This window comes from Phaeobacter sp. JH20_08 (assembly GCF_048056635.1).
In the GTDB taxonomy this organism is placed as follows: domain Bacteria; phylum Pseudomonadota; class Alphaproteobacteria; order Rhodobacterales; family Rhodobacteraceae; genus Phaeobacter; species Phaeobacter bryozoorum.
On the sequence record NZ_JAYMVV010000022.1, the window covers coordinates 109653 to 122728 of the forward strand.

Consider the following 13076-nt stretch of genomic DNA (forward strand, 5'->3'; position numbering starts at 1 on the left):
CGCGCTTGCCCTTGCCGATGACCGACACAGGCGCATGTCCTACGGTTGAACCAGCCATACTCAGAGACTGCGCCAATGTCACCGTCTGCCGACGCCGATCCCATATGCCCGCTGTGCCACCGTCCGATCCCAAGAGAGGTCGCACAAAGCCTGCATCACCTGATCCCAAAGCTGAAGGGCGGTAAGGGCGGACCAACGGTTTTGCTGCATCACATCTGCCACAAGGAAATCCATTCGGCGCTCAGCGAAGCGGAACTGGCGCGGTCCTTCCATACGGTCGAAGCCCTGCGCCAACATCCCCGGCTGGCAAAATTCATCGCCTGGGTGCAAAAGCGCCCGCCGTCCTTTCAGTCGCGGGTACCGGGAGGACGGCGGAAACGCTGACAAGGCGGCGTTTAGACCCGTGTGCAATCGGACAGGATCGCCTGCGCCATATCCATCTCAGCCGCGAGGCTATCCGCCATCAGGTCACGGGCTGTCTCCATCAAGTCCTCAGGCTGCACGATCCGGTCTATCAACCCAAACTGCTGCGCCTCCTCGGCGGAGATCTTCTGTCCAGCGGCCAGGATCAGCTTCGTGCGCGCCGGACCGATCAACGCCGACATGCGCCGCGCGTCAGAGGGTTGCGGGCGGTAGCCAAGCTTCATGACCGGGTAAAACACCTTCGCAGTTGGCACGGCGATTCGCAGATCGCAGGCCAGTGCCATCCCATTTGCCCCGCCCGCCAAAGTGCCGTTCAACGCCGTAATGGTAAGACAGGGAAGGTCGGCAATGGCTCCCGACAGCTGCTCCCACAATGGCGATGTGGCGAGACCGGCCCGCGCCGCATCCAGATCCGCACCGGCGCTGAAAACACGGCCAGCCCCCGTGATGATCAGCCCACGCGCGCCCTGCGCGCGGGCCGCGATATCGCAGAGCTGCTCCAGCATTTGAACGGTCAATGCGTTGGCCTTGTCCGGCCGGTTCAAGGTGACCGTCCAAAGACCGTCCTCTCCGATGTCGAGGTCGATCATGTCAGGCCGACCTGCTTGCGGATGCCCTCATCACGCAACGAGATTTCGGTTCCGACCAGGTCGTCCGCCGCCGCGCTGCACATCCACAGCAGAGCCCGTGCCGGCCACTCGGCCGGAATATGATCTGACCAATCCAACCGGCTGACTGGATTGACGCCGCTGGCCTTGATCACCCGCTGCATTTCCGTTGCTACGGTGCCCGGAGACAGCCCCATGGCGCGAATCCCATTTGCCGCTTCTTCATGATGCAGGGACCGGGTCAGCATCGCGGCAGCCGCCTTGGAGGCGCAATAGGCACTCCAGCCTTCCACCGGGTTATGCGCAGCACCCGAGCTGACGGTCAGGACTGTTCCACCACCCGCTGCTTTCATCCCCGGCAGGACCGCACGCATTCCGTTGAATACACCATTCACATTGATGTCGATCAGCCGGGCCCAGTCGCCAGGATCGGCCGCTTCAAGACGGGCAATCGGATCGACCACACCGGCATTGTTGATCAGTATATCAATCCGCCCAAACTGCGCCTCGGTTTGCGCGACAGCGGCCGCTACAGCCTGGTAGTCGGCCACGTCACAGGCGAAGGTCAGCACCTTTCCGCCGATCTCTTTTGCCAGCTCGGCGAGGCTGTCTTCACTCCTTGCCAGCAAGGCCACATTGGCCCCGGCAGCGGCAAACACACGGGCCGTATCGGCACCGATACCCCGGCTCGCGCCGGTTATCACAACTGTCTTGCCCTTGATCTCCATACTATTAATCTCCAAATCCCTGTTTTGAAATGTGGTAGACTGGTTAGGGGGAACGGTCCAGTGGGATGCCCCCTTGACCCGGCACCTCCTCCGGCCAACCATGGCGCAAAATAGACCACGAAAGGTATACTTATGTCCGTTTTCCTCGCCCGCAGCAGCGGTGTTGCGATTGTTATGGCGTTTTCTGCGCAGGCGGCCCTGGCAGATGTAACGGCAAAAGATGTCTGGTCGGACTGGAAGTCCTACATGACGGCCACCGGTTATACGGTGAATGGCACCGAGACTATGTCCGGCGATACGCTGACCGTCTCTGACATCTCTATGGCCATGCCAATCATGGAGGAAAACACCAGCGGCACGCTGACCCTCCCCGACATCAAGTTCGTCGAAAACGGTGATGGCACAGTCAATATCATGCTGCCCGCAGACATGCCGATGATGTTCAAAATGGACGGCCCAGAGGGTGTCGCCAGCGGGACCATTGTTTACACCCACGACGGCAGCCCGATGCTGGTTTCCGGCGACGCGGATGAGATGACCTATGATTATGCCAGCAGCTTGATGAAAATCTCGCTGACGGATCTGAAGATCCCGGACGAAGACATCCCTGCCGAAACCGTACAGCTGACCATGACGCTGGCGGATGTTGTGACAAAAACGGTCATGACCAACTCTGACGTCCGCGCCTACAACCAGACAATGACCAGTGAATCGCTGAACTTTGACGCGACGATCAAGGTGCCTGAAACCAACGATGGCGGCTCTTTCAAAGGGGCGATGCAGGGTGTGCGCTTCGCGGGCACGACAATTGTTCCCGAAGGGCTGGAAACCAACGATATGGCGGCGCTGCTGCGCGGTGGCTTCAACGCTGAAGGTACATTTGACTTTGTAAGTGGCAACAGCGCAATCAGCGGCCAGGATGGTACCGATACCTTTGCGCTGGATAGCAACTCAGAAGGCGGAGCAATTGGCTTCAGCATGGGTCTCGACGGATTGACCTATGACGTCAAACAGAATCGCACCGAAACCAATATCACCAGCTCGGACCTGCCGTTCCCGCTGGCGCTGTCCATGGCCGAAGCCGCCTTCAAACTGACCATGCCGATTGCTCAATCCGACGAAGAGCAGGATTTCGCCCTCGGTGTGTTGCTGCGCGACTTTGACGTGCCGGAAATGCTCTGGGGTATGGTGGATCCCACCGGTGCCCTGCCTCACGATCCCGCAACCGTTGCACTGGATCTGGCAGGCAAGGCAAAACTGGCCTTCGATTTCTTTGACCCGAAAGCCATGGCTGAGGTGGAAAACGGCGAACAGGCGCCGGGTGAGCTGCACGCGCTGACCGTCAATGCGCTCGAAGTCTCCGTAGCAGGCGCAAAACTGACCGGCACCGGGGATTTTGCCTTCAACAATGACGATCTGGAAAGCTTCGACGGCATGCCGGCACCTTCTGGTGAGGCAAACCTGACGCTGACGGGCGCCAACACGCTGCTGGACAAGCTGATCGGAATGGGTCTGGTTTCGGACAGCGACGCCATGGGCGCGCGCATGATGATGGGCATGCTGGCGGTTCCCGGCGATGGCGAGGACACGCTGACCTCCAAGATCGAAGTGTCAGAGGATGGTCAGATCAAGGCCAACGGCCAGCGCATCAAGTAACCACAGCACCTGACTGACTGGATGATCGGGGCCGCAAATTGCGGCCCCTTTTTTTGTCTGCGCCCTTGCAGCCTCTCGCTGCGCTGGCTAGCTCTAGGTGATGTTCAACCCATGTAGGTGCCCATGACCCAGACCCCCGAAAGCCTAAGCCACGCTCTTCTTGATGCCGCCCGCAAGGCAGGGGCCGATGCCGCCGACGCGATGGTGGCAGAAGGCAGCTCTCTCTCCATCGAAGTGCGTCAGGGCACGCTGGAACATGCCGAGCGGTCCGAAGGGGTGGATCTGGGCCTGCGGGTCTTTGTCGGGCAACGTCAGGCCTGCGTTTCGGCCTCGGACATGCGGGACGAAACCCTGACGGCCATGGCGGAACGCGCTGTCGCCATGGCACGCGAGGCCCCCGAGGACCCCTATGCCGGTCTGGCCGAACCGCACCAGCTTGCGCAGAATTGGGATCTCGCCGCGCTGGAGCTCTTTGATCCCAGCGACGAACCGGCCCCTGCCACCTTGCAAGAGGATGCACTGGCGGCTGAGGCGGCTGGCCTCGGCGTTTCGGGGGTAACCCAGGTACAATCTGCGGCGGCCGGATACGGCAGCCATAAGGTCCATATGGCCGCGACCAACGGGTTTTCCGGTGGCTACCAACGCAGCAGCCGCTCGATCTCCTGTACCGCCATCGCAGGAAGCGGAACCGGCATGGAACGTGACTATGACGGCGACTCCCGAACCTTCCAGGCAGATCTGCGGCCGGCTGATGACATCGGACGACAGGCTGGTGAGCGCGCAGTCGAACGGCTGGGCGCTCGCAAACCGGAAACCGGCAGCTACCCGGTTTTGTTCGACGAACGCGTCTCGTCCTCTCTGATCGGCCATCTTTTGGCTGCGGTGAACGGTGCGAGCATCGCCCGCGGGTCCTCCTGGCTGAAGGACGCTCTGGGAGATCAGATTCTGCCGACGCATCTGAGCGTCACGGAAGATCCCTTTCGCCCCCGGATTGCCGGATCGCGTCCTTTCGATGGCGAAGGCCTGCCGACGCAGCGCCGCGCCATTATCGACAACGGGATGCTGACCGGCTGGACGCTCGATCTCGCATCGGCCCGCAAGCTGGAAATGCAAAGCACTGGCAACGCGGCACGCGGTGTCGGCTCGGTGCCATCCCCATCGCAGTGGAATATCGCGCTGACCCAAGGTCCCGATAGCCGCGCCGATCTGATTGCCAATATGGGCACCGGCCTTCTGGTCACGTCGATGATTGGATCCACCATCAACCCGAATACCGGCGATTATTCTCGCGGGGCCGCCGGTTTCTGGGTGGAAAACGGTGAGATTGCCTATCCCGTCAATGAATGCACGATTGCAGGCAATCTGCGCGACATGCTGCGCGGTATTGTTCCAGCCAATGACGCGCGAACCCATCTGTCCCGCATTGTGCCCTCATTGCTGGTCGAGGGGATGACCCTTGCCGGAAACTGATCTTTCCCTGCTGATCCGCGCAGCAGAGCAGGCAGGCGATATCGCCTGTCGCTACTCTGGGCCCGAAGCGCAGAAATGGGAGAAACCAGACGGTGGCGGGCCAGTGACGGAAGCTGATATCGCCGTCAACGAGCTGCTTGCCGACGTGCTGCCCGGCGCCCGCCCGGATTATGGCTGGCTGTCTGAAGAAAGCGAAGACACCAGCACACGTCTGAACCGTGAAAAGATCTTTATCGTCGATCCTATCGACGGCACCCGCAGTTTCGCCGAAGGATCTCGGACCTGGGCCCATTCGCTGGCGGTTGCGCATAACAGGACGATCACGGCGGCAGTCATCTACCTGCCCCAGCGCGAGCTGATGTATTGCGCAGCACTTGGACAAGGCGCGACCTGCAATGGCACAGCAGTCGAGGTTTCCCGACAGGATGACCTCAACGCCGCAAATGTTCTGGCGGCAAGACCGCTGCAGGACCCCGAACACTGGCACAATGGCATTGTACCCGCGTTCAATCGCAGTCATCGCCCTTCGCTTGCCTACCGAATGGCGCGGGTCGCGGATGCGGGCTTTGATGCCATGCTGACCCTGCGCCCCAGTTGGGAATGGGACATCGCAGCGGGTGACCTGATCCTGCGCGAGGCCGGAGGGCTGTGCAGCGACAGGTTCGGCGTCGGCTTGCGGTTCAACAACCCTCACCCTACGCTCAACGGCGTTGTCGCTGCGCCGCCGCGACTGCACGAACAACTGATTGCCGCGCTCGATCCGAAGGGTCCCGGCCTTCGCCCGCTCTGACAGCCGCGCGCAGCAGGAAAACCGTAGCCATGTCGAGACCTTCCGCCGCATCCGACCGCAGCCTCCGCTGGCCTGCCCGTCCCGCAGGCGAAGTGCTGTGGATCCACGCCTCCACGACAGAGCGGTACATGGCTCTCGGCGATGTCGGGAACCGTATGAAATCGCTTCGACCCGATCTGTCTGTTTTGGTGACGTGGAGCCGCGACATCACGAACAGGCCACTGGTCGAGGGCTGCGACCTCGCTGCGGGACCACCGCCGGATGACACCCCGGCCGACGTGCGGATGTTTCTCGATCACTGGCGCCCCGATCTGCTTATCTGGTCGGGGGGAGACCTCCGTCGTGGACTGATGCGCCAGATGAGCGAACGTCAGATCGACAGCCTACTGGTTGATATCGAAGCGAGAGAATTGCCCGATCGCACCAGTCGTTGGTTGCCGGACCAGCGCCGTCGGCTTTTCGACCGCTTCAGCGAAATCATGACCCCGTCAGATGAGGCCCGAGCGCAGATGCTCCGGCTCGGTGTCGCTGCAGATCGGATCCAACAGACCAATCCCCTGCGGTTGTCGGCCACGCCCCCTGGCTGCAACAGCGATGAGCTTACCCATATGCAGGCCCAGCTGGGGAGCCGTCCGGTCTGGTTCTCTGCGCAGACCGAGCTGGGTGATCTACCAACCATCCTGACGGCACATCGCAGCGTACTGCGGCTTTTGCATCGGTTGCTTCTGGTAATCGCGATCCGCGATGAACAGGACCTCGCAGAGGCCCGCGATGCGATCATCGCCAGCGGCCTGCAGCTGGCCGATTGGGACAGCGGCGAAGAGCCTGATGAATACACTCAAGTCCTGCTCAGCTCTTCCGATGACACCGGTCTCTGGTACCGGCTTTCGCCACTGTGTCTGCTGGCCGGCAGTCTGCCCCGCCACGCAAGCGGACAGAACCCGCTGGATGCCGCAGCACTCGGGTCGGCGATCCTGCATGGGCCGGGTCTTGGCACATATGCTGCCTTATATGAGCGGCTGACAGAGGTTGGCGCCGCGCTGAAAATCAACGATGCCGAAGATCTTGCGCAGGGCGTGCTCAGCCTGTCGGCCCCTGATCGGGCGGCGGAGATGGCGCTTGCCGGCTGGCAGATCGTCACAGAAGGCGCCGATATGACCGACCACCTTATGGATCGCGTCCAGGAGTTGCTGGACAAGCGAGAGGACCGATATGAAAGCTCCTGACTTCTGGCACAAGCCCGCCGGAGACTTCGATATTCGCAAGACCTTGCTGGCGCCGCTTGGCCGGATCTACGCATATGCCACCGCCAGACGCCTGGCGCAGGGCGCCGCGCTACGGGTGGCTGTTCCGGTGATCTGTGTCGGCAACATCAACGCCGGTGGCACCGGCAAGACGCCAACGGTCATTTGGTTTCTCGAACGGCTCAGGGATATGGGGCATGAGCCACATGTGGTGACCCGTGGCTATGGTGGCTCTCTGCCCGGTCCTGTGCAGGTCGATCCGGGCCGTCATCGCGCCAGTCAGGTTGGCGACGAACCCCTGCTCCTGGCGGCCTTTGGAGAGGTCTGGAAAGCTGAGGATCGCGCCGCTGGTGCGCAGGCGGCTGCCGCGGCTGGTGCCACAGTCATACTGCTCGATGACGGCTTTCAGAACCCGAGTGTTCACAAGGATCTTTCCGTGGTCGTCGTCGACGCGGAGCGTGGGTTTGGCAATGGCCATTGCCTGCCCGCCGGTCCACTGCGTGAGCCGGTGGCTACGGGCCTTGCGCGCGCCGATCTGGTATTGTCGCTGGGCCGAACCGAGGCGCAGGCACGGTTCCAGTCAGCCTGGAGCGATGCCCTGACGACATGCCAACATTACTCCGGCGCACTGGAGCCTTTGAAAACCGGAATGCCCTGGCAGGGGACGCCGGTGCTGGCATTCGCAGGAATTGGCCATCCACGGAAATTCTTCGAGACGCTGCGTGACCTTGGCGCGGATCTGCGCCGTAGTGAAGCGTTGGACGATCATCAACCCCTGTCCACTGCCCTGATGTCCCGGCTGGAAACCGAAGCCAAGCTGATCGGTGCCCAGATGGTCACCACCGAAAAAGACGCGGTCCGGCTGCCGGAGAGTTTTCGCAACAAGGTGATCACGCTACCGGTGCGCCTGCAGATCGACAACGATGAAGCGCTTCTGGCCCAAATCCGCAAGGTCGCTCCACCGCCTCCATAACACTCGGGCAAGAAGACGCGGTGCACTCTCATCCAGTCTGGCAGCAGATTGCAAAAAAACCCGCCACGGTCACCGGGCGGGTTTTCCTATCTACATTTTCCCAAAGGAAGGGGTATCAGCCGTCGAGTTCGGCGTCGATCAGCGCTTTGAACGCCTCATAAGACTGATTTTCCACTTTCTTGCCGTTCAGGATGAACGACGGCGTGGACTCGATGCCATGCTCTGTCGCATTTTCCTGATACCAGTTGACGAGGGTCTGGGCCTTGGTCCCATCCTGAAGACAGACCTCCAGCTGTTCCTCTTCCAGACCTGCGAGCCGCCCGATCTTGCGCAGCGCATCAACGATTTCAGTCGCGCCACCCGCTCGGGCCCAATCAGATTGCCCCTTGTAGATCAGGTCGCTGATCCCGAAGAACTTCTCAGGTCCTCCACAGCGCGCAATCATCGACGCCCAAAGGCCATAGCGATCGAAATAGACCTCGCGGTAGATGAACTTCACCTTTCCGGTGTCGATGTAATCCTGCTTCAGCTGCTTGTACGCACCCTGGTGGAAATTCGCGCAATGCGGACAGGTATAGGACGCATATTCAATCAGCGTCACCGGAGCATCTTCGGCACCTTGCACCATCTCGACGATGGTGGAGGTATCAACCTCTGCATCTTGCGCGTAGGCCGCCCCAACCAGCGGGTTGCCGGGCAGAGAGGTGCCGCCTTGCAATGCGGCATAACCATAGACACCCGCCGCAACGACAGCGGAGGCAAAGATGCCGGACATCAAACGGGTCATTCATACCCCTTTCTAAGAGTTTTCTGTTTCGTCAGCACGTTGCGCCCAAGCCGTTCAAGCGCTGCGCGCAATTCTTCACTTTCGACCCCGGTCGCAGCCTCGGCTGCCGCCGCCACGTCCTGCGGATCAGGCGCCTGGGGCTTGCGGACCTTCGGAGCGTATTTAAAGGAAACCTGCCCCTCGGCAAAGCCAGTGGGCGCGGTCTGAGTAATCCGGACCTTGGAAATTGCGTTATAGCCGTAAACCGCGTTCACCTTGCAGCGCAGAGGCTCTTTCTGCATTTCCAGCATCGGCGCATGGGCACCGGTGGTCAACAACGTCAACGTCGCTCCAAATCCACCGCGCCCGTAGTGCACATTGACCGGGCGCGCGATAGAGGAGATGTCGGGACCGGCAATTTCTTCCCAATGGGTGAGCAGGCGCGACACCGCAAAGCCCCGGCTTTCGCCGGCTTTGCGAATCTGATCGTTCAGAAGCTGCGATGTTCGCTTGAACCCGCGAGATTTTGTCCGTTGCACTGCCATGACCGTGGTTTTGCTAGACTGCTCGCCCTATTGTAAAGGGCTGCCATGCGAGAACCAGCGAAACCGGGCCATAAAGGATAAAGAATGCGTGACCTCAACAGCGAGAGCCACCCGCAGAGCCGTGATTTGCTGGACTGGTACGACCAGCACGCGCGCAGCCTGCCCTGGCGTGTCAGCCCGTCGGATCGCGCCGCCGGTATCTGGCCCGATCCCTACCGCATCTGGCTGAGCGAGGTCATGTTGCAACAAACCACTGTGGCTGCCGTCAAGGACTACTTCCACCGGTTCACCAGCCGCTGGCCGACGGTGGCGGATCTCGCGGCGGCGGCGGATGCAGATGTCATGGGGGAATGGGCAGGTCTTGGGTATTACGCACGGGCACGCAATCTGCTGAAATGCGCGCGCGTGGTGGCCGAGGAACACGGTGGCACCTTTCCGAATACCTATGACGGGCTGATCGCCCTACCCGGCATCGGCCCCTATACCGCCGCCGCCATTTCGGCGATCGCATTTGACCGCCCGGAAACCGTGCTGGACGGCAATGTCGAGCGGGTGATGGCGCGGCTTTACGATATCCATACTCCCCTGCCAGCGGCCAAACCCCAGCTGAAAGAGAAAGCTGCAGCCTTGACCCCAGCGATGCGCCCGGGCGACCACGCTCAGGCGGTAATGGATCTCGGCGCGACGATCTGCACACCGCGCAATCCGGCCTGTGGCATCTGCCCATGGCGCAGCCCCTGCGCTGCCCGTGCGGCTGGCACAGCTCTGGAACTGCCAAAGAAAACCCCCAAGAAACCCAAGCCAACCCGCCTTGGCATCGTCTATCTGGCACGCAGCTGCGATGGCGACTGGTTGCTGGAGCAGCGCCCGGACAAGGGGTTGCTGGGCGGTATGCTGGGCTGGCCGGGCAGCGATTGGAACGACGATCCGGCCCCAGCCCCACCGTTTGAGGCCGATTGGCAGGATCTCGGGGCGGAGGTGCGTCACACCTTCACCCATTTTCACCTGGTCCTGCAGGTCATGCTGGCGGAGCTGCCACCGGGTTTCACACCGCAGGACAGTCAGCGCGTGATAAAACGACATGACTTCAAACCCACCGACCTGCCGACGGTGATGCGCAAGGCCTTCGATCTCTGGAAGGGGCGCTGATGCCTTCTCTTTTATCCGGGCAGGGCGCATAGTCGACCACGAACACGCCCGACCTGAATGAGGCTGTACTGGAATGATATCCGCCGAGACTCTGCGCAGCTGGCAGGCCGCCCTGCCCTATTGGTTGTCCTTTCTGCTGGTGCCGCTGGTCGGGCTCGCCGCTCTTTATGGTGGCTGGCTCATCCTGCTGCCTCCCTTCGTCACCTGGTACCTCTTTGCGGCATTGGACGGGGTCTTCGGGCTTAATCTTGAAAACGCGGATCCGCTCACACCCGAAGAGGATCTTCATTGGTATTCCTCACTGACCATTGCCTGGGTTCCGGTGCAGGTCCTGCTCCTGATTGCCATGCTAATCTACGTGCCTGGCGCCGATCATCTCTCGGGAGCGGAGAAATTCGGGGTATTCTTCGGTGTTGGCGTCCTCAGCGGCACAATAGGGATCAACTACAGCCACGAATTGATGCACCAGAAGAGCAGACTGGAGCGTTGGCTGGCGGATATCCTGCTGGCAATGGTGCTCTATTCTCACTTCAGATCCGAGCATCTGCTCGTGCATCATCGCCATGTCGGCACACCCCGCGATCCGGTCACAGCGCGCTACAACGAGGGCTTCCATCGTTTCTATCCGCGTGTTCTGTGGCAATGCTGGCGGTCTGCGTTTCGGGCTGAGAGAGTACAACTGGCGCGCCGCAACCTACCTTGGACTGACCGGCGCAACCCGTTCTTTCGCTATTGGGCGCTGCAAGCCGCGTTTCTGCTGATGGCCTTTGTGCTGGGCGGGATGCTCGGCGTAGGATTGTTCCTGGTCCAGGCCGGTGTCGCGATCTGGCAGCTGGAACTGGTGAACTACGTTGAACACTACGGTCTTACGCGCAAATATCTGGGCGGGGGTAAATTTGAGCCGGTGATGCCGCGCCATTCGTGGAATGCAGCCCATAAGGCGTCAAACTGGCTGTTGATTAACCTGCAACGCCATTCCGACCACCACTACAAACCCGATCGTCGCTTTCCCCTGCTTCAGAACCACACATCAGCCGATGCTCCCCAGCTACCCTACGGCTATCCGGTCATGACAGTTGCGGCGATGATACCACCGCTGTGGCGGCGGATCATGAACCCGCGAGTGCGGCGCTGGCGGCAGATGTATTATCCTGACATCACCGATTGGAGCGCCTACAATACGGCCCGTTGCCACGAAGACCGCCCCGACCCGACACCGGCAGGCCCGCGCGCCTAGCGGACACCTAGCGGGGCAGCGCCCATAGTGTCATCGGTCGGGTCAGCCCACGCAGTTCAGATGCGCCGTGCTGCACGAAACCTGCTTGCAGATCTCTGGCGCCGCCTTCGTCCTCCACACGCTGCCGCAGGGTCTCGCTGATCACCATCTGAGCGTTCATCTCGCGGGTGCGCTCCTCCAGTCGGGCTGCAATATTCACCGCGTTACCGATCACCGCATATTCCAACCGGTTTGCGCCGATATTGCCAATCACCGTCTCACCATAGTGAACACCGATGCCAACGCGGATTTCTGCCTCGCCGTAGCGGCGTCGCTCGGCATTCCAGTCCGCTACCGACGCCAGCATGGCCCGCCCGCAAGCCAGGGCGTTACTTGCGTCCCTCGGACCAGCCAGCGGTGTACCAAAGGTCGCCATCAAACCATCGCCCAGATACTTGTCCAGCGTGCCGTGATGACGGAACACCTCCTTTTCCATGCGGCCATGAAAATCGCGCAAGAGGTCAATCACCTGATAGGCGTCGCGCTCGGCCGCCAGGCGGGTGAACCCGACAATGTCAATAAACAGAATGGCCACGTCCTGACGGCGGGTCTGCTTCAGCGGTTCATCATTTTGCGACAGCTGCTGCACCACATTGGGCGAGAAATACCGTGACAGATTGGCCCGTTCACGCTCAAGACCAGCATTATTCTGGATCAGCGCGTAAAGCCGTTTTGAGGATATACCCAGCGTCACTGCCACCAGAAAGAACACGATAACCTCCTGCAGGCGCTGATGCAGGAGAAAGCTGTTCGGATCGAGAAATTCAGCCATGGTCGGATCATAGCCCACAACCTCAAGCACCCGTTCGGTCAGGCCGGGCACCGGATCCGTCAGCCACCAGACCATGATCGCCGCAAATAGCCAGATGACTGCGGTCCAGATGCCGATGGCAACCACCGTGCGCCAGGAATAGGCCAGAGTCCCCGCGGCAAGTATGATGAAAAAATAGATGAAATTGCCAAACCGATACTGAATAGGCAGCGGCGTATCGTCGACACTCAGCGGATTTGGCAGAACCATTCCGATGGTCATGATCGACAGATCGGCAAAAATCAGCAGCATCTCAAGCCGTGATTGCCCAACCCGTCCAACCCGGCGGATCAGCCAGCCGTTCAGACATAGCAACGCAAGGATAAAGTGATAATACAGCACATCCCATTTGGGGTTCACATAGATCAGAAAAACCGCCGTTACGGCCATGGCGATCCAGCGCGCCCGCACCGCAAGCTCCAGCCCATTGCGTTTGTGCTCTGTTAGCGCATCCAGCGCATAGGGGCTCTCCTGTCTGAAAATGGCTTCGTCGCTATCCAAGGCAGGAGCGGGGGCGGAGGCGGTTACTGCCATGATATGTATCCATCCATTGGCGCCGGTCTTGCGTCAAACTAACGGCAGCTGCCAACGGATGCACCCCTTGAACCGACAGCGCTGAAACGAAAAGACCCCGCCA

Annotated in this window: 13 protein-coding genes; 8 read left to right on the forward strand and 5 right to left on the reverse strand. The window is 60.7% G+C overall.

What is annotated here, in order from left to right; genetic code table 11:
* Positions 1–75 precede the first annotated feature (75 nt).
* Positions 76–384, forward strand: coding sequence for an HNH endonuclease (locus VWY75_RS18970; RefSeq protein WP_340546944.1), 309 nt, complete (start codon positions 76–78; stop codon positions 382–384).
* 11 nt (positions 385–395) lie between these two features.
* Here VWY75_RS18970 and VWY75_RS18975 read toward each other — a convergent pair whose 3' ends face one another.
* On the reverse strand, positions 396–1013 hold the full coding sequence (locus VWY75_RS18975) for an enoyl-CoA hydratase/isomerase family protein (protein ID WP_416534460.1): 618 nt from the start codon (positions 1011–1013) through the stop codon (positions 396–398).
* Entirely contained in the window at positions 1010–1759 is a 750-nt protein-coding gene (locus tag VWY75_RS18980; RefSeq protein WP_416537712.1) for an SDR family oxidoreductase, read from the reverse strand. Before VWY75_RS18980 ends, VWY75_RS18975 begins: the two co-directional genes overlap by 4 nt.
* Positions 1760–1891: 132 nt before the next feature.
* On the opposite strand from VWY75_RS18980, the gene VWY75_RS18985 reads away from it, so the two are divergent.
* The 5 genes from VWY75_RS18985 to lpxK all read left to right on the forward strand — a co-directional run bounded on the left by VWY75_RS18985 (position 1892) and on the right by lpxK (position 7892).
* Positions 1892–3415 (forward strand): DUF2125 domain-containing protein, encoded by a 1524-nt coding sequence (locus VWY75_RS18985; RefSeq protein WP_416537672.1) that lies wholly within the window; start codon positions 1892–1894, stop codon positions 3413–3415.
* Positions 3416–3538: 123 nt separating this feature from the next.
* Entirely contained in the window at positions 3539–4885 is a 1347-nt protein-coding gene (locus VWY75_RS18990) for a TldD/PmbA family protein (RefSeq protein WP_416537673.1), read from the forward strand.
* Complete coding sequence (locus VWY75_RS18995) at positions 4872–5675, forward strand: inositol monophosphatase family protein (protein ID WP_340546949.1); 804 nt, start codon at positions 4872–4874, stop codon at positions 5673–5675. The genes VWY75_RS18990 and VWY75_RS18995 overlap by 14 nt, the downstream gene beginning before the upstream one ends.
* Before the next feature lie 29 nt (positions 5676–5704).
* Positions 5705–6901 carry a 3-deoxy-D-manno-octulosonic acid transferase gene (locus VWY75_RS19000; RefSeq protein ID WP_416537674.1) on the forward strand — a complete coding sequence of 399 codons (1197 nt, stop codon included), beginning with the start codon at positions 5705–5707 and terminating at the stop codon, positions 6899–6901.
* The gene (gene lpxK / locus VWY75_RS19005) at positions 6888–7892 is read left to right on the forward strand and encodes a tetraacyldisaccharide 4'-kinase (RefSeq protein ID WP_340546951.1); all 1005 of its coding nucleotides are present in this window, start codon (positions 6888–6890) and stop codon (positions 7890–7892) included. Before VWY75_RS19000 ends, lpxK begins: the two co-directional genes overlap by 14 nt.
* 115 nt (positions 7893–8007) lie before the next feature.
* Here the strand turns inward: lpxK and VWY75_RS19010 are convergent, their stop codons facing one another.
* Both VWY75_RS19010 and VWY75_RS19015 read right to left on the reverse strand, forming a co-directional pair.
* Positions 8008–8679, reverse strand: coding sequence for a DsbA family protein (locus tag VWY75_RS19010; protein WP_416537675.1), 672 nt, complete (start codon positions 8677–8679; stop codon positions 8008–8010).
* Positions 8676–9203 (reverse strand): DUF721 domain-containing protein, encoded by a 528-nt coding sequence (locus VWY75_RS19015; RefSeq protein WP_416537676.1) that lies wholly within the window; start codon positions 9201–9203, stop codon positions 8676–8678. Before VWY75_RS19015 ends, VWY75_RS19010 begins: the two co-directional genes overlap by 4 nt.
* Before the next feature lie 84 nt (positions 9204–9287).
* Between VWY75_RS19015 and mutY the strand changes: the two genes are divergently transcribed.
* Positions 9288–10352 (forward strand): A/G-specific adenine glycosylase, encoded by a 1065-nt coding sequence (gene mutY / locus VWY75_RS19020; protein WP_416537677.1) that lies wholly within the window; start codon positions 9288–9290, stop codon positions 10350–10352.
* Between the two features lie 73 nt (positions 10353–10425).
* Complete coding sequence (locus tag VWY75_RS19025; protein ID WP_416537678.1) at positions 10426–11589, forward strand: alkane 1-monooxygenase; 1164 nt, start codon at positions 10426–10428, stop codon at positions 11587–11589.
* Between the two features lie 7 nt (positions 11590–11596).
* On the opposite strand, the gene VWY75_RS19030 is transcribed toward VWY75_RS19025, so the two are convergent.
* On the reverse strand, positions 11597–12973 hold the full coding sequence (locus VWY75_RS19030; RefSeq protein ID WP_416537679.1) for an adenylate/guanylate cyclase domain-containing protein: 1377 nt from the start codon (positions 12971–12973) through the stop codon (positions 11597–11599).
* Between the last annotated feature and the right edge of the window lie 103 nt (positions 12974–13076).